The sequence below is a fragment of the Verrucosispora sp. ts21 genome, from assembly GCF_002879555.1.
GTDB classification, from domain to species: domain Bacteria; phylum Actinomycetota; class Actinomycetes; order Mycobacteriales; family Micromonosporaceae; genus Micromonospora; species Micromonospora gifhornensis.
The window spans coordinates 97,132-123,395 of record NZ_PNOZ01000011.1; the positions used below are offsets into that span (position 1 = coordinate 97,132).

22 protein-coding genes and 3 pseudogenes are annotated in these 26,264 nt (G+C 71.3%); 15 read left to right on the forward strand and 10 right to left on the reverse strand.

Features of this window, described 5'->3' with window-relative positions; all coding sequences use genetic code 11:
• Positions 1-9: 9 nt before the first annotated feature.
• Genes C1A38_RS07125 through C1A38_RS07140 form a run of 4 tightly spaced genes read right to left on the reverse strand, consistent with a single transcriptional unit; the run spans position 10 to position 2,719 of the window.
• Complete coding sequence (locus tag C1A38_RS07125; RefSeq protein ID WP_102657025.1) at positions 10-423, reverse strand: hypothetical protein; 414 nt, start codon at positions 421-423, stop codon at positions 10-12.
• A 37-nt stretch (positions 424-460) separates the two neighbouring features.
• A complete protein-coding gene (locus C1A38_RS07130) occupies positions 461-1,234 on the reverse strand; it encodes an SDR family NAD(P)-dependent oxidoreductase (protein ID WP_233196681.1) in 774 nt (257 codons plus the stop codon).
• Positions 1,227-2,471 (reverse strand): AMP-binding protein, encoded by a 1,245-nt coding sequence (locus C1A38_RS07135; protein WP_102657027.1) that lies wholly within the window; start codon positions 2,469-2,471, stop codon positions 1,227-1,229. The genes C1A38_RS07130 and C1A38_RS07135 overlap by 8 nt, the downstream gene beginning before the upstream one ends.
• Positions 2,468-2,719, reverse strand: a complete 252-nt coding sequence (locus C1A38_RS07140; protein WP_233196682.1) for a phosphopantetheine-binding protein — start codon at positions 2,717-2,719, stop codon at positions 2,468-2,470. Before C1A38_RS07140 ends, C1A38_RS07135 begins: the two co-directional genes overlap by 4 nt.
• Before the next feature lie 78 nt (positions 2,720-2,797).
• Here C1A38_RS07140 and C1A38_RS07145 point away from each other — a divergent pair, with 78 nt between their 5' ends.
• From C1A38_RS07145 to C1A38_RS07185, 9 genes are all read left to right on the forward strand, one after another.
• Entirely contained in the window at positions 2,798-3,307 is a 510-nt protein-coding gene (locus C1A38_RS07145; protein WP_102657029.1) for a GNAT family N-acetyltransferase, read from the forward strand.
• Between the two features lie 108 nt (positions 3,308-3,415).
• The gene (gene pseB / locus C1A38_RS07150) at positions 3,416-4,426 is read left to right on the forward strand and encodes a UDP-N-acetylglucosamine 4,6-dehydratase (inverting) (RefSeq protein ID WP_102657030.1); all 1,011 of its coding nucleotides are present in this window, start codon (positions 3,416-3,418) and stop codon (positions 4,424-4,426) included.
• Positions 4,423-5,613, forward strand: a complete 1,191-nt coding sequence (locus C1A38_RS07155; RefSeq protein ID WP_102657031.1) for a DegT/DnrJ/EryC1/StrS family aminotransferase — start codon at positions 4,423-4,425, stop codon at positions 5,611-5,613. Before pseB ends, C1A38_RS07155 begins: the two co-directional genes overlap by 4 nt.
• Positions 5,614-5,622: 9 nt before the next feature.
• Positions 5,623-6,462: a hypothetical protein gene (locus C1A38_RS07160; RefSeq protein WP_102657032.1), complete on the forward strand. Its 840-nt coding sequence runs from the start codon at positions 5,623-5,625 to the stop codon at positions 6,460-6,462.
• Positions 6,459-8,348 carry a hypothetical protein gene (locus tag C1A38_RS07165; protein ID WP_102657033.1) on the forward strand — a complete coding sequence of 630 codons (1,890 nt, stop codon included), beginning with the start codon at positions 6,459-6,461 and terminating at the stop codon, positions 8,346-8,348. Before C1A38_RS07160 ends, C1A38_RS07165 begins: the two co-directional genes overlap by 4 nt.
• Positions 8,341-9,075, forward strand: a complete 735-nt coding sequence (locus C1A38_RS07170) for a cytidylyltransferase domain-containing protein (protein WP_102657034.1) — start codon at positions 8,341-8,343, stop codon at positions 9,073-9,075. Before C1A38_RS07165 ends, C1A38_RS07170 begins: the two co-directional genes overlap by 8 nt.
• Positions 9,072-10,121 (forward strand): PseG/SpsG family protein, encoded by a 1,050-nt coding sequence (locus C1A38_RS07175; RefSeq protein ID WP_102657035.1) that lies wholly within the window; start codon positions 9,072-9,074, stop codon positions 10,119-10,121. Before C1A38_RS07170 ends, C1A38_RS07175 begins: the two co-directional genes overlap by 4 nt.
• Positions 10,122-10,141: 20 nt before the next feature.
• Positions 10,142-10,777: an alpha-ketoglutarate-dependent dioxygenase AlkB gene (locus C1A38_RS07180; RefSeq protein WP_102657036.1), complete on the forward strand. Its 636-nt coding sequence runs from the start codon at positions 10,142-10,144 to the stop codon at positions 10,775-10,777.
• A gap of 178 nt (positions 10,778-10,955) precedes the next feature.
• Positions 10,956-12,299, forward strand: coding sequence for a uracil-xanthine permease family protein (locus C1A38_RS07185; protein WP_102657037.1), 1,344 nt, complete (start codon positions 10,956-10,958; stop codon positions 12,297-12,299).
• 90 nt (positions 12,300-12,389) lie between these two features.
• Here the strand turns inward: C1A38_RS07185 and C1A38_RS07190 are convergent, their stop codons facing one another.
• The 5 genes and pseudogenes from C1A38_RS07190 to C1A38_RS07200 all read right to left on the reverse strand — a co-directional run bounded on the left by C1A38_RS07190 (position 12,390) and on the right by C1A38_RS07200 (position 19,836).
• Complete coding sequence (locus C1A38_RS07190; protein ID WP_199180117.1) at positions 12,390-13,766, reverse strand: RICIN domain-containing protein; 1,377 nt, start codon at positions 13,764-13,766, stop codon at positions 12,390-12,392.
• A gap of 210 nt (positions 13,767-13,976) precedes the next feature.
• A pseudogene (locus C1A38_RS32370) lies at positions 13,977-16,058 on the reverse strand (DNA gyrase subunit A); the annotation flags it as partial.
• Between the two features lie 393 nt (positions 16,059-16,451).
• A pseudogene (locus C1A38_RS32555) lies at positions 16,452-16,988 on the reverse strand (LAGLIDADG family homing endonuclease); the annotation flags it as partial.
• Between the two features lie 138 nt (positions 16,989-17,126).
• Positions 17,127-17,747, reverse strand: a pseudogene (locus tag C1A38_RS32560) (DNA gyrase subunit A); the annotation flags it as partial.
• A 31-nt stretch (positions 17,748-17,778) separates the two neighbouring features.
• Entirely contained in the window at positions 17,779-19,836 is a 2,058-nt protein-coding gene (locus C1A38_RS07200) for a DNA gyrase/topoisomerase IV subunit B (protein WP_102657040.1), read from the reverse strand.
• Positions 19,837-20,172: 336 nt separating this feature from the next.
• Between C1A38_RS07200 and C1A38_RS07205 the strand changes: the two genes are divergently transcribed.
• The 4 genes from C1A38_RS07205 to C1A38_RS07220 all read left to right on the forward strand — a co-directional run bounded on the left by C1A38_RS07205 (position 20,173) and on the right by C1A38_RS07220 (position 23,583).
• A complete protein-coding gene (locus C1A38_RS07205; protein ID WP_102657041.1) occupies positions 20,173-21,432 on the forward strand; it encodes an SGNH/GDSL hydrolase family protein in 1,260 nt (419 codons plus the stop codon).
• Between the two features lie 96 nt (positions 21,433-21,528).
• Positions 21,529-22,380, forward strand: a complete 852-nt coding sequence (locus C1A38_RS07210) for an alpha/beta fold hydrolase (protein WP_199180120.1) — start codon at positions 21,529-21,531, stop codon at positions 22,378-22,380.
• A gap of 82 nt (positions 22,381-22,462) precedes the next feature.
• Entirely contained in the window at positions 22,463-23,092 is a 630-nt protein-coding gene (locus C1A38_RS07215; RefSeq protein WP_102657043.1) for a hypothetical protein, read from the forward strand.
• A gap of 110 nt (positions 23,093-23,202) precedes the next feature.
• Positions 23,203-23,583 carry a hypothetical protein gene (locus C1A38_RS07220; RefSeq protein WP_102657044.1) on the forward strand — a complete coding sequence of 127 codons (381 nt, stop codon included), beginning with the start codon at positions 23,203-23,205 and terminating at the stop codon, positions 23,581-23,583.
• Positions 23,584-23,605: 22 nt separating this feature from the next.
• On the opposite strand, the gene C1A38_RS07225 is transcribed toward C1A38_RS07220, so the two are convergent.
• On the reverse strand, positions 23,606-24,547 hold the full coding sequence (locus C1A38_RS07225) for a DUF72 domain-containing protein (RefSeq protein ID WP_102657045.1): 942 nt from the start codon (positions 24,545-24,547) through the stop codon (positions 23,606-23,608).
• 117 nt (positions 24,548-24,664) lie between these two features.
• Here C1A38_RS07225 and C1A38_RS07230 point away from each other — a divergent pair, with 117 nt between their 5' ends.
• Entirely contained in the window at positions 24,665-25,711 is a 1,047-nt protein-coding gene (locus C1A38_RS07230; RefSeq protein ID WP_102657046.1) for an NAD(P)-dependent alcohol dehydrogenase, read from the forward strand.
• Positions 25,712-25,743: 32 nt separating this feature from the next.
• A complete protein-coding gene (locus C1A38_RS07235) occupies positions 25,744-26,259 on the forward strand; it encodes a 2'-5' RNA ligase family protein (protein WP_102657047.1) in 516 nt (171 codons plus the stop codon).
• The last annotated feature ends 5 nt before the right edge of the window (positions 26,260-26,264 follow it).

The window sequence follows — 26,264 nt, forward strand, 5'->3', positions numbered from 1 at the left end:
GTCGCGCCGTCAGGTAGGGGTGCCGTCAGTGGTGTTGCGGGGTCGGTCGGTGGCGACGAAGGCGACGGTGACGACCAGGTCGGCGAGGGTCAGCGTGCGCCACAGCCAGTCGATGCGGGGCGGCACCTCCAGTCCGTGCCGCTGCCACCAGATGGCCATCGGGACGTCGGTGAGCTTGGCCAGGCATTCGGCGCGGGTCCAGCGGGCCCAGAAATCACCGGTGCCGAAGCGCCGGGCCAGCGCCGTCGGTACTGCTGCGCCGACTCGCTCGGCGTCGATCGCCGCCCGCCATCGTGGCACCGGCGGTGCGTACCAGCCGAGGCAGCGGCCGTCGTCCAGATAGCTGCGGGTGGTCGCGTCGACCGACTCGGCCGGAGCGGCGAGCCGCAGGTGCCGGTGGGCGACCGCGAGCAGCGAGACCACCGACGGTGCCCCGGACCCGTCCGATGGCGGGGCGGGGTCAGATCGAGGCAGCACCGTCGACCACGAGGACCTGGCCGTTGATGTTGGTCTGCTCGCGCAGCAGCATCCGTACCACCGGGAGCACCTCGTCCGGCTCGGTCAGGTGACCGGTCGGGGTGCGGCGGACGATCTGGTCCAGTTGGGTCTGGCCCAGCACCGCCGACATCTCCGAGGCGAAGAAGCCGGGCGCGACGGCGTTGACCAGGACCCGCCCGCCCAGCTCCCGGGCCAGGGAGCGGGTGGCCGCGTCCATGCCGCCCTTGGTGGCCGAGTACGCGACCAGGCCGGGGAAGCCGCGCTGCCCGCAGATCGAGGTGATGTTGACGATCCGGCCGCGTCGGGACTGGGCCAGCATTCGGCGTACGACCAGGCGGGTCAGTTGTAGCGGCGCGGTCAGGTTCGTCTCGACGATCCCCGCCAGGTCGGCGGTGGCGGTGTGCACGTGCAGCGAGTCCTGCCCGACGGCGGCATTGTTGACCAGACCGTCGATCGGGCCGAGGTGTTGCTCGGCGGCCCGGACGAACGCCTGCACGGCGGCGAGGTCGGTGACGTCGACCGGGCCGACATGCGAGCGGTCCGGGTGGTTGGCGGCGAGCTTCGCCAACTCCGGGGTGACGGTGCGGGCGAAGGCCGCGACCCGCAGGCCGGCATCGAGCAGGTCGGTGACGATGGCGAGGCCGAGCCCGCGCGAACCACCGGAGACGAGCACCACTGTGGAGGGCGAAACCGGCGGGGCGGACGTGGTGGGGTCAGACATGGTGGGGTCAGACATCGCTTTTCAGGGTCTCCTTGACGGGGATCTCGGGCAGCAGACGGATCCGGCGGGGCACCGCGTACTCGGGCAGCCGGTCGGCGCACCAGCGCGCCAGCGCCGCCTCGTCGGGCGGCCCGACGCTGGCGGTGGGTACCACCTCGGCGACGACCAGGTGGCCGAGCAGTGGCGCGCGCCGGGCACCCACCCGGGCCCAGGCCACCTGCGGATGGGCGGTCAGCACGTCCCGCACCGCGCTGGCGGAGACCTTGCTGCCGCCCACGTTGATCTCGTCGGAGTCGAGTCGACCGGTGATCAGGACCCGGCCGTCGACGACCTGCACCCGATCGCCGGTACGGATCGGGCCGGCCAGGCCGACGCCGTGGTACGGCGAGGTGACCATCAGTTCCCCGTCGCGTACGCCGAGGGTGGGGCGTCCCGGTGCCGGGCGGTCCAGCCACTCGACCGGAAACCCGGCCCGGCCGTCGTGCACCACGATCGCCGCACCGACCTCGGAGGAGGCGTAGATCCAGGAGATGCGGGTGGTGGGGTAGACCTCGCGGAGCCGGTCCAGGATCGTCTGGTCGACCGGTTCACCACCGAGAGTGAGCTGGCGCAGCGGCACCCGGGCGAGGGCGGCGGGGTCGCGGTGCAGGGCTCGACGCCAGAAGGTCGGGGTGCCGGAGGCCGCGTCCACCCCGTGCGTCGCGGCCAGCGTCGGCCAGTCGTCGAGCTGCTCCGGCTCCACCACCACCAGATGCTGACCCGGCTGGGTCAGCGACAGGGTCACCACCTGCCACCAGGCGTAGCTGCCCGGCGCGTACGGGCACAGCCAGGTGCGGCCGGGTTGGCGGCCACGGACGGTGGTCAGTGACTCCAGGGTGTGCCCGACCCGCTTGGGGCGGCCGGTGGTGCCGGAGGTGAGCAGCCACAGTCGGCCGGGTTCGCCAGCACGTGGCCGCGACGGCGGGAGGTCGGCGCCGCCGGTGTCGGTGACGGTGAAGCCGGCTTCGGACAGTTCGGCGCGCAGCACGCTGTCGGCCCGGCCGGCCGTGGTGAGCAGCAGTTCGGTGCCGTGCACCGCGTGGTGGCGGGCGGCGGCGAGGGCGTACCGGGCACGGTGCGCGAGCAGCGCCACCGGGGCGGGCAGGCGCAACTCCGGCAGGTCCCGCCAGGACAACGCGGTGCCGTCGACCACGACCCGGTTGTCCAGGCCGGCCGGGGGTGGTGCGGCCGGGCGCGCGGTGTCGACGCTCACGGCCGTTGGAGGTCGGCGAGGAAGTCCAGGACGTCACCGACGGTGGCGATCCGGCGCAGTCCCGCCGCGTCGAAGTTCAACTCCTCGTCGGTCTCGTCCTCCACCCGCAGGGCCAACTCGGAGAAGTCCAACGACCGGAAGCCGATCTCCCGCAGATCCGCGTCGTCGTCATCGGGCAGCACCTTGCCCTGATTGGCCAGCACCTGTCCCATGAGGTCGCGAATTCGCGCACGACTCAATTCCGTCATGCGGCGGAGTGTACAGCCAGATTGCTGGTGACTAGGTTTCCCGGGGTGCCCGAAAATGGAGCAGAAAGCGAGCGGGACATGCTGCGTGACGCCACCGAGGAAGACGTTAACCTGATGTTGTCCTGGCGTAATCAGGAAATCAACCGAATGGCCAGCAGGACGCACCATGTCATAAGCGCCGACGAGCACGCCCACTGGTGGGCGACCGTCCGGGCCGACCCCGCCCGGCGGGTGCTGATCTACCTGCGCGACGGGCTGCCCTGCGGGGTGGTGAACTTCTTCGACCTGCGGTTCGACGCTCCGCGTACCGGCTCCTGGGGCTTCTACCTGGATGCCGACGCGCTGGCCGAGCGGGGCGAGACGCTGCCCGCCTGGATCGACGTCATGCGCGCGGCGGTGGACCACGCCTTCGATGTGCTGAATCTGGACCGGCTCGACGGCGAGGTGCTCGCGCACAACACCGCCGTACGCCAGATGAACCGACGGTTTCGATTCGTCGAAGGCACCGGACGAGCAGAGGTTCACGACGGTCGGGAAATCACCGTCATTCCCATTTCTCTCGATCGTGCGGCCCGCCGTAGGCGCTGATTTATCGTACCGTCCATCAACTGTTCACGAGACGTTTTCCGCCGGCCGGCCATTCACCGGTTGAGTGGATCCGGTCAACCGCATCACGACGAACACGGGAGCACCACATTGAGCGAGTTGAGTGGATCGTCCATCCTCGTCACCGGGGGTACGGGTTCCTTCGGCAGGACCTTCCTGCGGCATCTCCTCGCCGAGGCCGACCCGGCGCGGGTGGTGGTCTTCTCCCGCGACGAGCTCAAGCAGTACGAGCTGCGCCAGCAACTCGGTGACGACCCCCGGCTGCGCTGGTTCATCGGCGACATCCGGGACCGGCACCGGCTGACCCGCGCCATGCACGGCGTCGACCACGTGGTGCACGCCGCCGCTCTCAAGCAGGTCGACACGGCCGAGTACAACCCGTCGGAGTTCATCGCCACGAACATCACCGGTTCCCAGCACGTCGTGGACGCCGCGATCGAAGCCGGAGTGCGCAAGGTCATCGCGCTCTCCACCGACAAGGCGTCCAGCCCGATCAACCTGTACGGCGCCACCAAGCTGGTCGGCGACAAGCTGTTCATCTCCGCCAACCACTACGCCGCGCACCACCCGACCCGGTTCGCCGTGGTGCGCTACGGCAACGTGGTGGGCAGCCGGGGTTCGGTGGTGCCGCTGTTCCGGCGGCTCGCCGCCGAGGGCAGGAGCCTGCCGATCACGGACAAGCGGATGACCCGCTTCTGGATCACGCTGGACCAGGCCGTGCAGTTCGTCATGGACTCGTTCGACCAGATGCAGGGCGGCGAGCTGTTCGTGCCGCGTATCCCGAGCATGCGCATCCTCGACCTGGTCGAGGCGGTCGCCCCGGACGCCACCACCCACGAGATCGGCATCCGCCCCGGCGAGAAGCTGCACGAGGAGATGATCGCCCCGGACGACAGCCGGCGGACGCTCATCGCCAAGGACCGGTTCATCGTCCAGCCGACCATCGCGACCTGGGGCTATCAGCCGCCGGTGGAGTGTGCGCCGGTGCCGGACGGCTTCGCGTACCAGTCGGACACCAACGACGAGTGGCTCAGCGTGCCGCAGTTGCGCGACATGCTCGGCATCACGACGGCGAGCCTGCCAGCCGGTGGCGAAGCATGACCTCTCTCCTGCCGTACGGCCGGCAGTCGGTGACCGACGACGACGTCGCGGCAGTGGTCGCGGCGCTGCGCAGCGACTGGCTCACCACCGGCCCCGAGGTCGCCGCCTTCGAGGCGGAGCTGTCCCGGTGGGCCGGCGGGGCCGGGGTGGCCGTGGTCTCCAACGGCACGGCCGCGTTGCACGTGGCGTACGCGGCGGCCGGGGTCGGCCCCGGCGACGAGGTGATCGTGCCGCCGATGACGTTCGTCGCCACCGCGAGCAGCGCGGTCGCGTTGGGCGCGCGGGTGGTCTTCGCCGACGTCGAGGAGGAGACGTTCACCCTCGACCCGGCGGCGGTGGCCGCGGCGACCACCGGGCGGACGGCTGTCGTCGCCGCGGTGGACTACGCCGGTCACCCGGCCGACTACGACGCCCTGCGGGCCGGCCTCGCCGGCAGCGACGCGCTGCTGCTCGCCGACGCCGCCCACTCCATCGGCGCGACCTACCGGGGCCGTCCGGTCGGCTCGCTCGCCGACCTGACCACGTTCTCCTTCTTCCCCACCAAGAACCTGACCACCGCCGAGGGCGGCGCGGTCGCCACCGGCGACCCCGAGCTGCTCACCCGGGCCCGCCGGTTCCGCACCGTCGGCCTGGTCCGGGAACGCGACGAGTTGCGGTGGCCCGACGAGGGCGGCTGGCACCAGGAGGTGCACGCCTTCGGGCTGAACTACCGGCTGCCGGACGTGCTCTGCGCGCTGGGCCGCAGCCAGCTGCGCCGCCTGGATGCCTTCCTGCGCCGCCGCGCCGAACTGGTGGCCCGCTACGACGAAGCCCTCGCCGACCTACCGGGCGTGCTGACGCCGGGGCGACGGGACTGGGCGAGCCCGGCCTGGCACCTGTACCCGATCCGGGTGCTCGACGGTCGACGCCGCGAGGTGTACGACGCGATGCGCGCCGCCGGCATCGGAGTACAGGTCAACTACCTTCCCGTGCACTGGCATCCGGCGTTCGCCGACCTCGGTTACCGGCGGGGCAGCTGCCCGGTGGCCGAGGGGTTCTACGCCCAGCAGTTGTCGCTGCCGCTGTTTCCGGGGCTGCGCGACAGCGACCAGGAGCGTGTCGTCGACGCGCTCGCCGCGGCCCTGCGGCGACCAGTTTGGCCTGGACCTCCACGACCGGCTGGTGTCCCGGTCCGCCCCGTCACCTGAGGGACGCCGATGCACCACGCGAACCACTTCTACGGCCACGCCCACGTGCTGGCCCGGTACGCGGGCCTCGGCGACGGGCATCCACCGCGGATCAACGGGTACGTCCAGCACGGCTGGAACATCGGTGACGGCCTGGCCCCCGGGCACCCGTACGCCGAGGGCACCCCGAGTCTGCTGTGGTCGGAGCAGACCCGGCGGCGGGCCTGGTCGGTCGGGCGGCGCAACGTCACCGTGATCGGGGCACCGTTCGGCTACCTGCTGGCGATGCGCCCCGAACCGCAGTCGCCGCCGCAGCGGGCCGGCACCATCTGGTACCCGTTCCACGGCTGGGAGGGCCAGCACGTCGAGGGCGACCACGACCGGCTGATCGCCCAGATCCGGGACACCGAGCCTGGGCCGGTCACGGTCTGCCTCTACTGGCACGAGCACCGGATGCGCCGGGTCCGCCGCCGGTACGAGAACGCGGGTTTCCGGGTCATCTGTCACGGCTACCGCGGGCACTGGTGGTCCGGCACCGACCCGGATTTCCTGGACCGCCAGCTCACCGAGCTGCGCCGGCACGCCCGGGTCGCCTCCAACCGGCTGACCAGCGCCGTCTTCTACGGCATCGCGGCCGGTTGCGAACCGGCGGTGTACGGCAACCCGATGGTGCTGGCCGACGAGGATCCGACCTTCGGCGGTACCGCCCGGATCCGGCGGCAGTGGCCCGAGTTGCACGGCGAACAGGTGCACCTGCCGACCGCCGTGGAGATCGCCCGCGCCGAGCTGGGCGTCGACCACCGCTACCCACCGGCCGCGTTGCGCGAACTGCTCGGTTGGACGGCTGCTGTGCACAAGGAGAGCGCGTGACGACCGAGACCGCGGTGACGCTGCCCGGCGGCGAGATGTTGACCTGGTCCGACCGGCGTGCCGATGCCGGCAACCGGCCGCTTGCCGCGTTGGTGGCGCGGCTGGTGCCGCCCGGTGCCGACGTGCTGCTGGCCGGGCCGGTCGATCCGGCGGTGCTCGACGCGCTGGGTGGGGCCCGGGTCACCGCTCTGCTGCGCGGCTATCCGGACGCGGCGGCGCTGGCCGGCCGGGTCGACCGGGTGGTGGCCGCCGGAGCAACAGGCCTGCCGGCCGACGAGGCGTACGACGTGGTGATCGCCGCCGCCGGGCTGGACGCCGTGGAGTCGGTGGAGGGCCCCCGGCTGGGCTGGGACGGGGTGCTGGCCCGGTTGGCGGCGGCGGTACGCCCCGGCGGCGTCCTGCTGCTGCGGCTGGACAACCCGCTCGGTGTCCACCGGTTGGTGGCGTCCTGCGGCTGGTACGTCGGCCGTGACGACGCCGAGTGGACCCTCGGCGGGGTGCTCGACCAGAGCCGTCCGGCGAACCTGGACCAGTTGCGGCTGCGGCTCGACGCGGTGGGGCTGCGGGTGGCGGGAAGCTACGCCGGCTATCCCCGCCCGGAGTCGACCACCGCGTTGCTGGCGACCGACGAGTTGGCCCGGCGGACCACCTCCGGGCTGTTCGAGGCGGTCCTGCAGGAGAGCTGCACCCACGGTTACACCGGCCGGTTCGTGCTCGCCGACCCGGCACGGCTGGCGGTCGACGCGCTGTTCGCCGGCCGGGCGTGCGACCTCGCCCCGTCCTGGCTGGCCGTCGCCCACCGCCCACCCGCCTTCGGTCCCGAACCGGCGATGTCGGCAGCCGGCCTGCCCACGGCCGGCGGCGGGCCAGGGCGACTACCGGTGTTGCTGTGGGGCGGCGGCTCGGATGCCCGGATCGTCGAGGTCGTCGACGGTCCGCACGGCTGGCACTGGCATCGACCTGGGCCGGTGGCGGCTGCGGCGACGCCCGCGCCGTACGCCAGTCGGGAGATCGCCCACCTCGATCCGGCGGCGCCGGACGGGCCGGTGCCCGACGGCCGTCTGCTGCACAACCTGCTGCTGGACGGCTGCCTGCGCCGCGACACGGCCCTGCTGCGTCGACTGCTACGCGGCTACGCCGACTGGCTCACCCACCAGGCCGCCGCCGACCCGCTCACCGGTGCGGTGGCGTTGGCCGGGGTGGACAACCTCGTCGTCGCCGGTGACCGGTTCGCGGTGCTCGATCCGAGCTGGCGGGCCGACGACCCGTTACCTGTCGACGTGGTGCTGGCCCGCGCCCTGTGGCGCTTCGCCACCGAACTACTCACCGGCGGCTACGCCCACCCGTGGACCTCCACACTGGACGCAATCGGTCTGACCGTGGTCCTCGGTGGCGTGGCCGGGCGGGACTTCGACCGGGCCGTTGTCGACGCCGCGCTGGACGTCGACGCCGCGGTCCGACGCATCCGAGAGGCAGAACACCGGGACAACCGGGACACGGAAGGCCCGGACAACCGGGGCACGGAAGGCCGCGACAGTCGGGGCGCCGATCGACGCGGCGGCCCCGAGGCCGGGCTGCGGACGGTCACGTCCACCGACCCGCCGCCCGGACGGCACAGCTACCAGCAGTTGCGTGACGCCTGGCTGCGGCAGCGGGACGAGAACACCCGGCTGGCTGCGGCGCTGAGTTGGACCGAGGACCTGCTCGCCTCGCGGGAGAAGGCGCTGCGCCGGGCCGAGGCGAAGCTCGACCTGCTCAGCGGAACTGTCAGTTACCAGCTCGCCCGGCTGGCCGTCACCCCGGCCCGCATCGCCCGTCGAGGGGCGCGGGCCGTGAAACGACGGGCCCGTGCGGCCATCACCCGGAAGGACGGCAACCGTGAGTGACCGGATAGTGGGCATCGTCCAGGCCCGGATGGGTTCGTCCCGGCTACCGGGCAAGGTGCTGCGCCCGCTGGCCGGTCGCAGTGTACTCGGTCGGGTGGTGCGGGCTGCTCAGGACAGCGGGGTGCTCGCCGACCTGGTGGTGGCGACCAGCACCGACGGCTCCGACGACGCGGTGGTCGCCGAGTGTGACCGGCTCGGGGTGGCCTGGCACCGGGGGCCCGTCGACGACGTGTTGACCCGGTTCGTCGGCGCGCTCGACGCGTATCCCGCCGACGCCGTCATGCGGTTCACCGCCGACTGTCCGCTGCTCGACCCGGAGATCGTCGCCCTGGTCGCCGGGGTGTACCGGGGCGCCCCGGGGCTGCACTACGTCAGCACGTCGATCGCCCGTACGCTGCCCCGCGGGCTGGACGTCGAGATCATCCGGGCCGACGCGTTGCGGGCCGTGGACCGGCTCGCCACCGCGCACCACCGGGTGCACGTCACCTCGTACGCGTACCGTCATCCGGAGCTGTTCCGGGTGCTCGGCGTGACGCTGACCCCGGATCGTTCCGCGCTGCGGCTCACCCTGGACACCGAACCGGACTGGCAGCTGGTGCGGGCAGTGGTGGAGCAGTTCGGCGACGTCAGCGTGCCGTTGGCCAAGCTCGCCGACTGGCTCGACGGGCAGCCGCAGCTGCGGTCCCTCAACGCCGACGTCCGGCAGAAGCGGTTGGAGGAGAGCTGAACACGCCACGGGTCGGTCTGCGGTGCGACGCCGGGCCGCAGCGCGGGGTCGGGCACCTGGTCCGCTGCCTCGCCCTCGGTGAGGAGTTCCTGAGCCGGGGTGCTCGGGTCCAGATGTTCGGCACGGTGGCCGGCGTCGACTGGGCGGCCGACCAACTCGCCGCCCGAGGCATCCCACGGCATCCGGGCCCGGAGACGCCTGAGGAACTGGTCGAGACGGTACGCCGACACGAGGTGGACGTGCTGGTGCTCGACTCGTACGAGTTGGATCCGGCCGCGGCCGGTGCGGTGCGTGCGGCGGCCGTGGTGACCCTGGCGATCGTCGACGGCGACACCCGGGGGCAGGACGCCGACCTCTACCTCGACCAGAACTTCGACACCGACCTGGTGGTGCCGGCGGGACGGCTGCTGGCCGGCAGCGCGTACGCCCTGCTGCGGGGTGAGGTGCTGGCCGCCCGGCCGGCAGCGGCCCGCCCGGCGGTGCCGGTGGACCGTCCGACGGTGCTTGCCTTCTTCGGGGGCACCGACGCGGCCGGCGCGGCGCCGCTGCTGACCGAGGTGCTGCTGTCCACCGGCCGGCCGATGGCGCTCACCGTCGTCGCCGGTCGTCCCGACCTGGCCGACCGGCTGGCCCGGCTCGTCCCGGCGCCGGGGCAGACGCTGACGGTGCTGCCGCCGACCGGCCGGTTGCCGGACCTGATCGCCGCCGCCGACCTGGTGGTCAGCGCGGCCGGCACGTCGACCTGGGAGCTGTGCTGTCTGGGTGCGCCGTCGGCGCTGGTCTGCGTGGTGGACAACCAGCGCGAGTCGTACCACCGGGTGGTCGCCGCCGGGCTGGCCGCCGGGCTCGGCGACCTGCCGACCCTGGTCGCCGACCCGACCGCCCGGGCCGCCGCCGCGCGGACCCTGGACGCGCTGCTGGGCAGTGCGCAGCGCCGGGCGGCGCTGTCGCAGCGGGCCTGGTCGGCGGTCGACGGGCGGGGCCGGGCCCGGGTGGTCGACGCCGTGCTCGACACGCTTCGCCGTTCGGTAGAACGCTTGTGCTAATCGCCTGCTAGGGTGCCCCTATGTCGCAGGCCGCCTACCAGCCGTCGATGCTGGACGTCACCGACGCGGAGCCGACGCTCGGGCCGCTGCCGGGACGACTGCGCCGGCATCCGTTGAGTCGGGGCGCCTGGGTGGACCACCTGCCGGGCTGGGTGCACGGCTCCGACCAGGTGCTCGACGTCCTGCTGCGGGAGGTGCCCTGGCGGGCCGAGCGACGCACCATGTACGACACCGAGGTCGACGTCCCCCGCCTGCTCTGCTGGTACGGCGCGGGCCGGCCGCTGCCGCACCCGGTGCTCTCGGTCGCCCGCACCACGCTGACCCGGCACTACGCCGACGAGTTGGGCGAGCCGTTCGTCACCGCCGGCATGTGCCTCTACCGCGACGGCCGCGACAGCGTGGCCTGGCACGGCGACACCCAGGGCCGCTCCGCACACACCGACACCCTGGTCGCCATCGTCTCGTTCGGCTCCCCCCGCCACCTGCTGCTGCGCCCACGCGGCGGCGGCACCAGCCTGCGCTTCCCCCTCGGTCACGGCGACCTGGTCGTGATGGGCGGCTCCTGCCAACGCACCTGGGAGCACGCGGTGCCCAAGACCACCCGCCCGGTCGGCCCCCGCGTCAGCGTCCAGTTCCGCCCCGCCGGCGTCGCCTGACGGTAAGGAAGGGCACCTTGTTAACGCCTCGGGTAGAGGAAGGGCCCCTTCTTAACGCCGCAGCCAACCGCAGCCGCCCGCCGCCACCCGCAGCCTCCGCAGGCCCCGCGACCGGCCGTGCTAGAAATTACCTCCAGGGTCGATCGCCCCCGTCAGCACTCCGACGCGAAGGGCCACCATGACCCAGTCCCCCACCGAACCGCGTTCCCGCTGGTCGCCCTGGTCCCTGCACGGCGACGGCCGCACCGTACGCCCCGGCGACGTGGTGCAGCCCGACGAGCGGCTCTCCTGGCCCCGCACCCTGGGCATCGGCGTGCAGCACGTGGTGGCGATGTTCGGCGCCACCTTCACGGTGCCGCTGATCACCGGCTTCCCGCCCGCCACCACGCTCTTCTTCTCCGGGCTGGGCACCCTGCTGTTCCTGCTCATCACCGGCAACCGGCTGCCGTCGTACCTCGGCTCGTCGTTCGCCTTCATCGCCCCGGTGCTGGCGGCCAAGGCCGGCGGTGACATCGGCCCGGCCCTCGGCGGCATCGTGGTGGCCGGCGTCGCGGTGGCCCTGGTCGGCCTGGTCGTGCAGATCGCCGGCGCGGGCTGGATCAGCCGGCTGATGCCGCCCCTGGTCACCGGCGCCATCGTGATGCTGATCGGATTGAACCTCGCCCCGGTGGCCTGGGACGGCGGCGGCGACGGCGGAGTCAAGGCCCAACCACTGATCGCGGTCGTCACGCTCGTGTCGATCCTGCTGTTCACGGTGCTGTTCCGGGGCTTCCTGGCCCGACTGTCGATCCTGCTCGGGGTGCTCGTCGGGTGGCTGCTCGCCGCGCTCACCGGCGGGCTGGACCCGACGACGGTCACCGGGCTACGGGAGGCCGCCTGGATCGGGCTGCCCGAGTTCCACTCGCCCAGCTTCAGCCTGCGTGCGGTGGTGCTGATCATCCCGGTGGTGCTGGTGCTGATCGCGGAGAACGCCGGCCACGTGAAGGCGGTGGCCGCCACCACCGGCCGGAACATGGACCGCGACATGGGCAGGGCGTTCATGGGTGACGGCCTGGCCACCGTGCTCGCCGGCTCCGGCGGCGGCTCCGGCACCACCACGTACGCGGAGAACATCGGTGTGATGGCGGCGACCCGCGTCTACTCGACCGCCGCGTACTGGGTAGCCGGGCTGGCCGCGGTGCTGCTCGGGCTCAGCCCGAAGGTCGGCGCGCTGATCCTCACTGTGCCGGCCGGCGTGCTCGGCGGCGCCACCACCGCCCTCTACGGTCTGATCGCCATCCTCGGCGCCCGCATCTGGCTGGACAACCGGGTCGACTTCCAGGACCCGGTGAACCTGCTCACCGCCGCCGTCGCGGTGATCATCGGTGCCGCCGACTACACCCTCACCGCCGGCGACCTCTCCTTCAACGGCATCGCCCTGGGCACCGCCGCCGCCCTGATCGCGTACCACGGCATGCGCCTGATCGCCCGCCTCCGCAACACCACCCCGACCTCCCGCCAGGGCCCCGAGCCGGAACTCTGAGCGGATTCACCGCTCGGCTCGCCGGCAGCGTCGAGGCCGAACCGGATGTCGAAGTCCCCGGCCAGCGCCGGGGACTTCGACACGTCCGGATCAGAACTGCGAGAAGAACCGCCAGACCTCGCCCTTGGTCCACGTCCTGGCGCCGCTGTCACCGCCACCGTCGACGTGGCCGGGGGTGTGACCGCCGTCGAACGCGCCCCACTGCACCGGATACCCGGCACGGCACCCCGAGTAGACGGTGGTGATGTGCGTCCGGCTACCCGGCGCCGGCTCCGGCGCATTCTGCTGGTTGCAGCCGTTGTTGCGGACGAACCTGTCGCGCAACGCCCGCCCGCTGGCGATGTTGTCGGAGATGCCGTGGATACCGAAGTACGCCACCGGCTGGGTGCCACCGCTGCACCCGCTCAGCTCGCGCGGCGCGCCGTACACCGCGACGGCCCGGAAGATGTTCGGTCGGGCGCAGGCGAGCGCGTAACTCATGGCACCGCCATAGCTGAAACCGAGGGCGAAGCGTTGCGTCGTGTTCACGCAGAGGTCGCTCTCGATCCGCCGGATCATGTCGTCGACGAAGGTGACGTCCTCGCCGCCGGAATTGGGCCAGCCGTTGCCGATGCCCTGGGGCGCGACCAGGATCGCGCTGTTGTTCGACTGCTCCTGCTGCCCGTAGTAGGCCCAGGCGGCCCCGTCGGCGCCACCGTAGGCGACATCACCGGAGGTGCCACCCAGCCAGTGGAACGCGAACATCAACCGGTAGCGGGTGTTGTTGTTGTAGTTCGCGGGAATCCGCAGGATGAAGCTGCGACTCTTGCCACCGCTCTGGATCGTGTGCGAGCCACTGCTCAACGTCGGTGCCCTCCCGCACCCGGCCCCCGGTTCACCCGTGGGCGGTGGCGTGGACCCGCCACCGACCGCCACCAACTGCCACTGCTGGTTGGCGCCGTTGTGGTCGGCGTACTGGACGATGTTCGCCCCGTCGGCGGTCGAGGCGCCCTGCACCTCCACCACCTTGTTGCTGTGCCGGGTGATCAGCCGGACGTGGCCGGAGTCGGAGTCGGCCAGCCGGAACTGCTGGTTCGTCCCGTTGTGGTCCGCCCACTGCACGATGGCGCCACCGTCGGCGGTCGACGCCCCCGACACGTCCAGGACCTTGCCGGAATGCCGCGACTTCAGCCGGTAGTAGCCACCACCGGAGTCCACGAACTGCCACTGCTGGTTGGCCCCGTCGTTGCGCGACCACTGGCTGATCCGCGCGCCGTCGTTGGTGGCCAGCCCGTACACGTCCAGCGCCTTGCCGCTGTTGCGGTTGACGAGCACGTACCAGGCATTGGTGTCCGGCGTCGCGGCAGCGGCGGGGGCCGCATCGATTGCGACGAGTGTGCTGGCCACCAGGAGCGCCGCACCGGCCGCAGCCACTGCGGAGGACCGTCGACGTCTTTCAGGAGAGGCGGGACGAACCTCACCGGTCATTACTGACTCCTTCGACTGGGACCACGCGCGCTCAGGACAGGCGCACGTCGCCGCAGGCGCCGACGTCCGGGTGGTGGTGCAAAAACACGTCAAGGCTGCCCCTGCGGACAGCCTCAACGTAGCGTCGTCATACGTCTTACGTCAATGACGAACATCGATATGACTCCGACCTGCCCGATTCACACGTCCAGGCCAGACCGGGACCTCCAGTTACTGGCGATCGATCTGATGACCGATCACGGTGGGGCCGAGCATCACGGCGAAACCGGAGCCGTCCCGACGGGGATCGGCGGTCGGAAGCTCGACCGGCTCACCATTCGCCGTCGAGCCCACCGGGCGAGGACCGATCCAAGCGACGACCACGTCGGTCTCACCCTTGAGGAACCGCTGCGCACGCACCCCGCCGGTCGCCCGCCCCTTCGCCGGGTACGCCGCGAACGGCGTCACCTTGACAGTGCCGCCGGTGGAGGTCACCACCATCGGCTCACCGTGCTGCGGATCGTCGGTACGCACCGCACCGAAGTACACCACCTGCGTCCCGGCCGGCAGGGCGATGCCGGCCATGCCGCCACCCTTGAGCCCCTGCGGACGAACCGTGCCGGCGGGAAAACGCAACAGCGACGCCGCGCTGGTCAGGAAGGCCAGAGATTCCGCACCGTCGGTCAACCAGGTCGCCCCGACCACCTCGTCGCCGTCCCGCAGCCCGATCACCTCGAACTCGTCGGAGCGGACCGGCCAGTCCGGGGCACACACCTTGACCACCCCCTGCCGGGTGCCCAACGCCAAACCGGGAGAACCCTCGGCCGTCGGGCCGAGCGGCGCCAGACCGACCACGCTCTCCCCCGGCTCCAACGGCACCAACTCGGCCGCGGACATCCCACCACGCAACGACACCGTGCCCGCCTGCTCCGGCAACACCGGCAACGGCAACACGTCCACCTTGAACGCGCGACCGGCGCTTGTCACCAACAGCACCCGACCCCGGGCGGTGGAGTGCACCACCGCGCGTACCGCGTCGTGCTTGACCCGGCCGTGCCGGCGGCGCCCCTCGGCGGCCTCCTCCGACTCGGCCGCGGTCCGCGCCACCAGACCGGTAGCGGACAGGATCACCTGACACGGGTCGTCGGCCACCTCCAGCGGCCCGGCCGGGGCGGAGGCGGCGAGCACCTCCTTCAGGTCACCGTCGACAAGCGTGGTCCGACGCGGTGCGGCGAACTGCTTGACCACCGCAGCCAACTCGTCGGAGACGAGCTTCTTCAGCACGTTCTCGTCGTCCAGGATGGTGGACAGCTCGGCGATCTCGGCGCGCAGCTTCTCCTGCTCGGCCTCCAACTCCAGCCGGTCGTACTTGGTCAGCCGACGCAACGGGGTGTCCAGGATGTAACTGGCCTGGATCTCGGAGAGCTTGAACCGGCGCATCAGGCCGTCCTTGGCCTCCTGGGCGTCCTCACTGGCCCGGATCAGCTTGACCACCTTGTCGATGTCCAGCAGGGCGATCAGCAGACCGTCGACCAGGTGCAGCCGCTCCTCGCGCTTACGCCTGCGGTACGCGCTGCGCCGGGTCACCACCTCGTAGCGGTGCGCCAGGAACACCTCCAGCAGCGCCTTCAGCCCGAGGGTGCGCGGCTGCCCGTCGACAAGCACCAGGTTGTTCACGCCGAAGGACTGCTCCAGCGGGGTGAGGCGGTACAGGTCGGCCAGCAACGCCTGCGGGTTGACCCCCACCTTGCACTCGATGACCAGGCGGGTGCCGTTCTCCCGGTCGGTCAGGTCCTTGACGTCGGCGATCCCGGTCAGCCGCTTGGTCTTGGTGACCTCGTTGGTGATGGCCGCGATGACCTTCTCCGCGCCCACCCCGTACGGCAACTCGACCACGGTGATCGCCTGCCGACCCCGGCTGCCCTCCAGCGGACCGATCTCCACCTTGCCGCGCATCCGCACCACGCCCCGGCCGGTCTCGTAGGCACGGCGCACCTCGTCGAGGCCGAGCAGCAGACCACCGGTGGGCAGGTCGGGGCCGGGCACGAACTCCATCAGCTTGTCGAGGGTGGCGTTCGGGTGCCGGATCAGCCAGCGCGCCGCCGACACGACCTCGCCCAGGTTGTGCGGGATCATGTTGGTCGCCATCCCGACCGCGATCCCGGAAGTGCCGTTGACCAGCAGGTTCGGGAAGGCGGCCGGCAGCACGGTGGGCTGGGTCAGCGAGCCGTCGTAGTTGGGCTCGACGTCGACGGTCTCCTCACCCAGCTCGCCGACGAGCAGCATCGCCTCCCGCGACATTCGAGCCTCAGTGTTGTGGTTGACGAAACCGCCAGCGAGGAATGAGTGGTCTTCTGTGTCGACCCTGATTGAGTAGACCTCGGCCGGCTCGCACGGGGTCACCTCGGTGATCCGCTCGAATCGGTAGCCCGAGTCCATCACAGGCAGGATCGTCGCCAAGATCTCGGGATCCTTGATCCGATCGACGATGCGAAGCCGTTCAGTCTCCCAACGCTCTACCCGGTCGAAGTTGTGCCGAGTCAGCCACTTGCGGCCCGAACCACGCCTGTCGAAGGCGAGCGCCCCACGAACGTACTCGGCCACGAAGGGCGCGTGGTCTTTACTGAGTCGATGCGGGCGCAGCGGTGAACGCTTGAGCACCCTGTGCAGCACAGCCTGCTTGGTACGGAGGAACCCGACTCGATTGGCGAACGCCGCGATGTTCCGCATCCCTGAAATGACCAGTCGATGCTCCACCGAGCCACTCGGACGCGTATATTGCCGCCAACACGCGATGACGCCGAACTCCGCCAACAACTCTTGGACGTCCCGAGTAAGGCGTTCACTGAAGCTCGTGTACTGAATGGTGAAGCTGTCCTTCGCTACCCGTACGCCGCCGTCTCCTTCAAACAACGCCATCAGGAACGCACGCTTCACACCCCACCCTCCGGTCCAGACGAACTGCGGAACGAACTTGTCCCGCGCCTGATGTCCGATGAGTTCGGCGAGCGGGCTGGCACGGAACGCGGCCATCCCCCCGGCATACTCCTGTACATCCAGCTCCTGGATGCGTTTGCGGTCGCGGCGGGTATGCCGCTCGCTGACGTAGCGCTGCCCGCCTACGACTTGGTCGTATGCATGCAGAACCTCGCCGAAGAAGTGCTCATCCGTATTGTTGAAGCCCGCTCGCGACTCACTCGCGAACCCTTCGGATACCCAGGCACCCCCGAGTACTCCCAGCATGTACTCCCGAGCCGTAGGGGTTACCTGGTACCAGGCGTTTCGCGCGATGCAGACGACCGTGTCGGGGGCCACCTCGTCGAGACGTCGCCATTGGAACACTGGCACGCCGAGCGGTGCTTCCAGGCACAAGACCAGGTGATTCTCGCTGCCCCGGAGTGAGAACCCGGCTTCGGTACGGATCTGGATGGTGGGATGGACTCCCGAGTTGAAAACCTTGCTTGCCCGGACGGCCTTGCCGTCCTTGTCGAGCACCTCGAAATCGACGTCAGCCTCACTATCGGGAGCGAGATCCACCAGCTCGCCGATTCGAGGACTCGAACCGTCCGCCAGGCGAATTCGAGTATCGCCCGTCACGCAGTAACGCGCCGCCGCCGGTCCATCGTCTGGACTCCCAAAATTTCCATGCCCGTCGATGAGTGGGACGTTGAGGGAGAAGTCCTGCGCCATCCGAACCATGGCGTCGTAGATCGCGGTGTCGCCGTGCGGGTGGTAGCGGCCCATCACGTCACCGACCACGCGGGCCGACTTGACGTGCGCCCGGTCGGGCCGGAAGCCCGACTCGTACATGGCGTAGAGGATGCGCCGGTGCACCGGCTTGAGGCCGTCGCGGGCGTCCGGCAGGGCGCGGGAGTGGATGACCGAGAAGGCGTACTCCAGGTAGGAGTCGGAGACCTCGGTGACCAGCGGGTTGTCGAAGACCCGCGCGCCGGCCCGGTCGAACGCGGAGTGGTCGACCTTCGTTTCCTTGCGGCGTGCCATGGTTCAGCTTTCCTTCCGAAGAACCCGTTGGTCAGGCGTCGATGGCGTCGCGGTCGACGCGGTCGGCGGAGTCGATCAGCCAGTTGCGGCGCGGCTCGACCTTCTCCCCCATCAGCAGTTCGAGGATGCGCTCGGCGGCGTCGACGTCCTCCAGGGTGATCCGGCGCACCGAGCGGGTGGCCGGGTTCATCGTGGTCTCCCACAACTCGTCGGCGTCCATCTCACCGAGACCCTTGAACCGGGGGATGGGGGTGACGATCTGCTTGCCGGCCTGCTCCAGCTTGCGGACGGTCGCCTCCATCTCCGCCTGGGTGTAGGTGTAGACGGTCTCCGGGTTACGCCCCTTGGTGGTGATCTTGTGCAGGGGCGGCATCGCGGCGTAGAGCCGACCCGCCTCGATCAGCGGTCGCATGTACCGGGCGAACAGGGTGATCAACAGGGTCCGGATGTGCGCGCCGTCGACGTCCGCGTCGGCCATGATGAGCACCCGGCCGTACCGCATGGAGGACAGGTCGAAGGTACGCCCGGAGCCCGCGCCGAGCACCTGCACGATGGCCGCGCACTCGGCATTGTCCAGCACCTGCTGGAGGTTGGCCTTCTGCACGTTGAGGATCTTGCCCCGAATCGGAAGAAGCGCCTGATATTCGGCAGAACGGGCAAGTCGCCCTGTGCCCAGGGCGCTGTCCCCTTCCACGATGAACAATTCACTTCTGTCGATGCCCGAGGCGCGGCAGTCGACCAGTTTGGCCGGCATGGCGGCGCCTTCGAGGGCGGTCTTGCGGCGGGCGGCGTCCTTCTGCTGCTTCTGGGTCAGGCGTACCCGCGCAGCGTCGACGATCTTCTGCAGGACCGTACGCGCCTCGGTCTTGGTCTTGCGGTCGTCCAGCCAGGACTTGAGGTGCTGCTCGACCAGCCCCTGCACCACCTTGGTGACGCCGGCGGTGGAGAGCTCGTCCTTGGTCTGGGAGGTGAACTGCGGCTCGGGCACCCGCACGTGCACCACCGCGGTCATGCCCTCCAGCACGTCGTCCAGGGTGGGCGCGTCCTCCTTGGCCTTGAGCAGGCCACGGGTGTTGCGTACGGCGTCGGCGAGGGTACGCGCCAGAGCTCGCTCGAAGCCCTTGCGGTGAGTCCCGCCGTGCGCGTTGCGGATGGTGTTGGTGAAGCACTCGACGGTGCGCTCGTAGCCGGTGCCCCAGCGGAACGCCACCTCGATCTCGGCGCGTCGCTGCACGTTGGACTGCATGACGCCGTTGGCGTCGGCGGCGTTCTCCCGGTAGGTGCCCTCGCCGGTGACCAGCAGGGTGCCGGAGACCGGCCGGTCGCCGGCCGGGGCGAGGAAGTCCACCATGTCGGTGAGCCCGTTGGGGTAGTGGAACTGCTCCCTGGTCGGCTCCTCGACCGTGAGGTCGCGCAGGGTGTAGCTGACCCCGGGCACCAGGAAGGCGGTGTGGCGCAGCTTGGCGCGCACGGCGTCGTGGTCGAGGGTGGCGCCGGTCTCGAAGTAGCGGGCGTCGTACCAGTAGCGGATCGAGGTGCCGGTGCGCTGGCCGCGCTTCATCGCGCCGACGACCTGCAGGCCCGGGCCGGGGGTGAACGGCGCGTCCGGGCCGTCGCCGTCGAAGATGCCCGGTACGCCGTGGCGGAACGACATGGTGTGCACCTTGCCGCTGCGGCGCACGGTGACGTCGAAGCGGCGGGACAGCGCGTTGACCGCCGAGGCGCCCACGCCGTGCAGACCGCCGGAGGTCTTGTAGCCGGAGCCGCCGAACTTGCCGCCGGCGTGCAGCCGGGTGAGCACCAGCTCGACGCCGGAGATGCCGGAGCGGGCGTGCACGTCGGTGGGGATGCCCCGGCCGTCGTCGTCGACCTGCACCGAGCCGTCGGCGTGCAGGGTGACCTCGATGGTGGTGGCGTGGCCGGCGACGCCCTCGTCGGTGGAGTTGTCGAGGATCTCGTTGACGAGGTGACCCACGCCACGGCTGTCGGTGGAGCCGATGTACATGCCGGGCCGTTTGCGGACGGCGTCCAGCCCCTCAAGGTGCGTGAGGTCGTCGGCCCCGTACAGGGTCTCTGGCTCTGCGGTCAACTCCGTCGTACTCCCCGGTCTCGGCGATGCGCTGCCCCGCACCGTCGGTGGTTGGCCCAGCGTGGGACGGCCGCAGCGAGCGTAGCCGTACGCCCCGACAGCTGATGCGGACACCCGCGCGGCGCGCCGCAGGAGGCCGCCGCTGGTGGTACCTGCCGCGGTCAACGCCTCGGCGTCGCGCCTTATGCCCGGTGCTGCCTCCGGTGTGGGCTGGGATTTAACTCCCGCCTGACCCAGATGTCACATCTGTTTCCCGTTGTTGACGTACGTCACACCTGCGTGATTCCATCACGCACCAGAGGATCTTTCATATTTCCATGAATGGATGGGGATGCCATGTCCGGGTTGCGTCGTACCGCCGCCGCGATGGCTCTGGCCGTCGCCGCGGCGACCCTTTCCACAGCCGTGACCACCGCCGCTCCCGCGGCCGCGGCGCTGCCCACCGCTGCGGTCGCCCTCGGCGACAGCTTCATCAGCGGCGAGGGTGCCGGGGCGTACCAGCCGGTGGTCGACTCGACCGGGGTCGCACGCAGCTTCCCGGGCTGGACAGCGTCGAACAGCAACGCCTTCTTCTGCCACCGGTCCGGCAACGCCTCGCTGCACAAGGCGTCGCTGCCCGGCATCCAGGACCGGTTCAACCTGGCCTGCTCCGGCGGCCAGCCGCGCGACATCGCCGCCGCCTCGTCGGCGCGCGCCAACGGCCGTCAGGTGGCCGCCCAACTCGACCAGCTTCGTACCGTCGCCCGCACCCACGACATCGACCTGGTGCTGATCGGGCTGGGCTCCAACAACAGCTCGTTCACCTTCGGCGGGGTCGCCGAGAAGTGCGCCAACCGGTTCATCGCCGACGCCTGGACCGGCTGGTGGGAGTTCTGGGCGTACCTCAACGGCCCGGTGGAGCAGAAGCCCTGCACCGACGCGGACCTGGCCACCGCCGCGCAGATCAGCGCCGCGACCGCCGAGACCACCGCCGCGGTACGCCAGATCCTGACCACCCTGCGCGAGGTGGACGCCGACGGTCAGCACCGGGTGGTGCTGCAGGACTACACGAACCCGCTGCCGCTGGACCTGGCCTCGCCGTACCACTCGGAGGACAGCCGGGACGACACCCGGGACAAGTTCCGCGCCCTCGGTGCCGAGCGGTACGCCGCCGGCTGCCCGATCCACCGGGCCAGCCTCGCCCCCGGCCACCGCTTCTCCCAGGGACTCGGCACCATCGTGCGCTCCACCCGGGACACCCTGGCCGCCGAGTTCCCCGGCACCGACCTGGTCTACCTCAACGTCCAGCGGGCCTTCGACGGCGCCCGGCTCTGCGAGAACTCGAACAGCCCGACCGGCACGCTGGCCACCCCGATCCGGCTGATGGACAACCCGCCCAACGGCACCTTCGTCACCAGCCTCTCCGGCAAGGACAAGATCGCCATCCAGCGGATCGCGAACACCTGCGTGACCTACTTCCAGACCTGCCAGGAGTCGTGGCACCCGAACGCCGCCGGGCACCAGGTGCTCGGCCAGTGCCTGGCCGGCGCGGCCACCGCCACCGCCCGCTCGGTTGCCTGCGTACGGGCGTCGAACGGCACGATAAGCGTCTCCTGAGCACCAGGACACTCCCGCCCGGATCGTCCGTGATCCGGGCGGGGGCGTTCCCGGACCCACCTACCGGCCGGTAACCTCAGGTCGGTGAGCGCGACTGTGGAATACGTGCAGGAATTCGTCCAGGTCGACGGCGCCCGCCTGGGCATCCAGGTCTACCCGGAGCCCACCGGCCCGGCGGAGGCACCGGTGGTGCTTGTCGTGCCGGCCATGGGGGTTCGGGCCCGGTACTACCGGCCGTTCGCCACCGCCCTGCGCGCCGCCGGGCTGGCCGTGGTCGTGGCCGACCTGCGCGGTACCGGCGAGAGCACGCCCCGGCCGAGCCGGGCCTGCCGGTACGGCTACACCGAACTGGCCGCCGACATCGGTGCGGTACGCACAGCGCTCAAGGCCCGCTTCGACGGTCGACGCACGCTGCTGCTCGGGCACTCCCTCGGTGGGCAGGCCGCCGTGCTGCACCTGGCCCTGCACGGCGAGCAGGAGGTCGACGGGTTGGTGCTGGTGGCCGTCGGCATCCCGTACTGGCGGGACTTCACCGGCCCACGGCGGTACGGCGTGCTGCCGTACACCCAGGGCATCGCCGCCACGGCCCGGCTGCTCGGGGTCTGGCCCGGCTGGGGATTCGGTGGCCGCCAGGCGCGCGGGGTGATCCGCGACTGGGCGCACACCGCGCGGACCGGCCGTTTCCCGCACCTGGACGGCGTCGACACCGAGGCGGCGGTGCGGCAGATCCGCACCCCGGTTCTGGCGGTCAGCGTCGACGACGACCAGTACACCCCCCATTCGACGCTGGACCGGCTCTGCGCCAAGCTCGCCGCGGCTCCCGTCGTCCGCGAGCGGCACGGCGGCCCGGACGGCGTCGCGCTCGACCACTTCACCTGGGTACGGCACGCCGCCGAGCCGCTGGCCGCGCGGGTCGCCGCGTTCGCCGCCGCCCTCCCCGCACGCTGATCCAGGCTGTCCCCGACCCCACGATTAGTGCCCCGCATCGGGGGTAAGCCGCAGCGCTCGAAACGGCTGAGGGGGACACATCATGTCGGACACGCACACCACCCTGCGATCCATGCACGACCTGGGCCTGGCGGCCTGGTTCGGCGGCTCCCTGATGGGGGCGTTCGGCGTCAACGGCGCCGCAGCCCGGGTCGGCGACTCGACCCAGCGAATTCCGGTGGCTTCGGCCGGCTGGTCCAAGTGGACGCCGGTCAACGCCGCCGCCATCGGCGCCCACCTCGCGGGCGCCGTCGGTGAACTGGTCACCGAGAGCCCGCGGATGGCCGCCCAGCGCGGCGTCGGTCGGGCGAGCACGCTGAAGACCGCCCTGACCGTCGGTGCCCTCGCGGCGACCGGTTACAGCCGGATGCTCGGCAATCGGCTGTCCAGGGCCGGCGGCACCAGCGTGGCCGGCGTCACCGAGCCGAACCAGCAGACGCCGCAGAACGTGGCCGCCTGTCAACGGCAGCTCAAGCTGCTCCAGTGGGCCATCCCGGCGCTCACCGGCGCGCTGATCGTGGTCACCGCGTACATGGGTGAGCAGCAGAAGCCCGGGCAGGTGCTGCGCGGCATGCTGGGCCGGGCCAACGGCCTGATGCAGACACCGAAGACGATGGCCAAGGGCGGCGGCCTGATGCAGATGTCGAAGGCGATGAGCCGCAACGGCCACTGACATGGCGGTGACGCGGGCGGTCCGGCGGCAGCGGGTGAGGTCGCGCCGCTGAGGCCGGCAGCAGCATCCGGACCGCCGGCCGGCAACCGGCGCCGATCAGCGAGGTGGCCATGACGGACAGGGACAGGCAGGACCAGGGCCCCGAGGGCGTCGAGCCGTGGGGGACCACTGACGGCTTCGATGCCGACCCGCCGTGGGGCGTCGGCGAGGACTCACCGATGGACGAGGGCAGTGAGCCGACCGCCGTGGCGGAGGGTCGGCGTGGTGAACGGCGGGCGGGTGAGACGCCGCGGGAGCATCCGCCCGCCGGCCGGCACGGGTTCGGGTCGGTGGAGCCGACCCGGACGCCGGCGGCCGGGCCGGGCGCGCCGCCGGATCCGGCGCCGCCGCGCCGCTCGTTCCCGGCGGAGGTGGCCGGTGAGGATCTGCCGGACAACGCGTTGGAGGAGGCGACCGGCATGCGGCCGGAAGGGATCTCCCGGCGCGGTTGAACACGGCCTCGGGAGGACCTGCTCAGTGGCGCGCCGATCGGCCGGCGGATACCCGCCCGGCGGATTGGCGCGCCGATCGGCCGGCGGGTACCCGCCCGGCGGCGAGCAGCCCGGTGAGCCGTTCGGCGTCGCGCTGGGCCTGCCCGGCACAGCAGTTGTTGAACAGCACGTGCAGCTCGTCGGCCTGCTCGGCGAACTCGGTCAGCAGGTCCGACCAGATGCGCAGCTCCCGGTCGCCGTAGGCGTACCGGAAGCGGTCCTCCTTGTCGCCGCCGTCCCAGGCGGTGCTGTGCCCGTGCATCCGCACCATCGCCAGCTCGGCGGTGGCGTGCAGGATCGGTGGCACCGACTCGGGGTGGCCCTGCGGCATGTCCACGCAGCAGAACGTGAGCCCCTGGTCGCGGAGAAAGGCCAGGGTCTCCAGCGCCGCCCGACCGTCGAACCAGGACCCGTGTCGCAGCTCGACGGCGACCCGCCACGGCCGGCAGCGGTCGGCCAGTTCCGCGATCCGCCGTCGGGCCGCGTCGCCGCGGGCCAGCCACGGCGGGAACTGCAACAGCACCGCGCCGAGCCGGTCGGCCGCCGCGATCGGGTCCAGCGCCGCGCGGAACCGCCGCCACAACTCGTCGTACGCCGTCGGCGGCAGGTCACGCCGACGGATCTGGGCCGGCCCGCCGACCGGGCGCAGGTCGGCGGGGAGGGTGGCGACCGGGGTCGGATGGCCGGTGAAGAGGCGGTACGCCTTGACGTTGAAGGTGAAGTCGTCGCCGGTGGCGTCGACCCAGCCCTGGGTCGTCTCCGGTGCCGGCACGGCGTAGTACGACGTGTCCACCTCGACCAGTGCGAACCTGCCCGCGTAGTGGCGCAACCGGCCGGCCGGGGTGTTCGCCTCGCGCGGATACCAGCCGGAGCGCACAAGCGTCCGGTCGGCCCACGAGGACGTGCCCACCTTGATGACAGTCATGTAATTCAGTGCACCGCCACCGGCGGGGATCGGCAACCGGTGGCGGCGCCAGTGGGTTTGGATCGGCCGCAACCGGGGAGCCCACCAGTTGGCTACTGCGGTTTACTGGAGGTAAGGATGCGTGCGCTACGGCTGCCTGCGTGGAAGAGCGAACCGGAACTGGTCGAGGTCGACGAGCCGACACCCGGCCCGGGCGAGGTGGTGGTGAAGATCGGCGGCGCCGGCGCATGCCACTCCGACCTGCACCTGATGCACGACTTCGAGGCCGGTTCCCTGCCCTGGAATCCGCCGTTCACGCTCGGTCACGAGAACGCCGGTTGGGTGCACGCCCTCGGCGCCGGTGTGACCGGACTGGAGATCGGCCAACCGGTCGCCGTCTACGGGCCGTGGGGCTGCGGGGCCTGCGCCCGCTGCCGGGTCGGTGCCGAGAACTACTGCGAGAACCCGGGCGCCGCACCCATCCCCGGGGGCGGAGGCGGTCTCGGCCTGGACGGCGGAATGGCCGAGTACGAGTTGGTGCCGGACGCCCGGCTGGTGGTGCCGCTGCCCGAGGGGCTGGATCCGGTGCTGGCGGCGCCGCTGACCGACGCGGGCCTGACCCCGTACCACGCGATCCGCCGCTCGTGGCCGAAGCTGCCGCCCGGCAGCACGGCCGTGGTGATCGGCGTGGGTGGGCTCGGTCATGTCGGGGTGCAGATCCTCAAGGCCACCACCGCTGCCCGGATCATCGCCGTGGACACCCGGGACGAGGCGTTGCGGCTGGCCGAGGAGTGCGGCGCCGACCAGACGCTGCGGTCGGGTGAGGGGACCGTCGAGGAGATCCGCTCGGCCACCGGCGGCCGGGGCGCGGACGTCGTGCTGGACTTCGTCGGCGCGGACGCCACCATGAAGATGGGTGCCGCCGCCGCGCGTACCGTGGGCGACCTGACCATCGTCGGCATCGGCGGCGGATCGCTGCCGGTGAGCTTCTTCTCCGTGCCGTACGAGGTGAGCATCCAGACCACCTACTGGGGCAGCCGACCGGAGCTGATCGAGGTGCTGGACCTGGGCTCCCGTGGGCTGCTTGCGCCGAAGACCACCACGTTCTCCCTGGACGACGCGATGAGCGCGTACCGGCAGATGCAGGACGGCACCCTCGAAGGCCGCGCCGTGATCGTGCCCTGACCACCGGTTCCCGCGCCCTCTAGGATGATCATGTGGTCGCCGCGCTGGAGCTCTACCTGGACCCGGTCGCCACCCGCCGGATCCGGGTGCTCTGGGATGCCCTGGAGGCCGAGGGGGTGCAGAGCCTGCGGTCGCTGTTGGAGCAACGGCACCGACCGCACGTCTCGCTCGCGGTCGCGCCCCGGTTCGACCCGGAGCAGGTGGCGGCGGCGTTGGCCGGTTTCACGGTGGCCGCACCGCTGCGGCTGTCCTTCCAGCACGCCGGGCAGTTCGTCGGCCGGGTGCTCTGGCTGGGCCCGGCGCCCACCGCGGAGCTGCTGGCACACCATCGACGGGTGTACGACCGGCTCGCCGCCGCCGGCATCGCCCTGCACGAGCACTACCACCCGGGCCGCTGGATCCCGCACTGCACCCTGTCGATGCGCGTGCCGAACACCCTGATGGCCGCCGCCGTCCGCCGCTGCCTGGAAGTCCTCCCCCTGGAAGCCACAATCGCCTCCGCCGCCCTGACCGACCACGCCCACAACATCTCCCACCCCCTCCCCTAACCACC

Bases quoted from the DNA above. Each gene is read 5' to 3' on its own strand.
- C1A38_RS07130 (WP_233196681.1), bottom strand. From the start codon at position 1,234: ATGTCTGACCCCACCATGTCTGACCCCACCACGTCCGCCCCGCCGGTT.
- C1A38_RS07140 (WP_233196682.1), bottom strand. From the start codon at position 2,719: ATGACGGAATTGAGTCGTGCGCGAATTCGCGACCTCATGGGACAGGTG.
- C1A38_RS07145 (WP_102657029.1), top strand. From the start codon at position 2,798: ATGCTGCGTGACGCCACCGAGGAAGACGTTAACCTGATGTTGTCCTGG.
- C1A38_RS07155 (WP_102657031.1), top strand. From the start codon at position 4,423: ATGACCTCTCTCCTGCCGTACGGCCGGCAGTCGGTGACCGACGACGAC.
- C1A38_RS07160 (WP_102657032.1), top strand. From the start codon at position 5,623: ATGCACCACGCGAACCACTTCTACGGCCACGCCCACGTGCTGGCCCGG.
- C1A38_RS07180 (WP_102657036.1), top strand. From the start codon at position 10,142: ATGTCGCAGGCCGCCTACCAGCCGTCGATGCTGGACGTCACCGACGCG.
- C1A38_RS07185 (WP_102657037.1), top strand. From the start codon at position 10,956: ATGACCCAGTCCCCCACCGAACCGCGTTCCCGCTGGTCGCCCTGGTCC.
- C1A38_RS07190 (WP_199180117.1), bottom strand. From the start codon at position 13,766: ATGACCGGTGAGGTTCGTCCCGCCTCTCCTGAAAGACGTCGACGGTCC.
- C1A38_RS07205 (WP_102657041.1), top strand. From the start codon at position 20,173: ATGTCCGGGTTGCGTCGTACCGCCGCCGCGATGGCTCTGGCCGTCGCC.
- C1A38_RS07215 (WP_102657043.1), top strand. From the start codon at position 22,463: ATGTCGGACACGCACACCACCCTGCGATCCATGCACGACCTGGGCCTG.
- C1A38_RS07220 (WP_102657044.1), top strand. From the start codon at position 23,203: ATGACGGACAGGGACAGGCAGGACCAGGGCCCCGAGGGCGTCGAGCCG.
- C1A38_RS07225 (WP_102657045.1), bottom strand. From the start codon at position 24,547: ATGACTGTCATCAAGGTGGGCACGTCCTCGTGGGCCGACCGGACGCTT.
- C1A38_RS07230 (WP_102657046.1), top strand. From the start codon at position 24,665: ATGCGTGCGCTACGGCTGCCTGCGTGGAAGAGCGAACCGGAACTGGTC.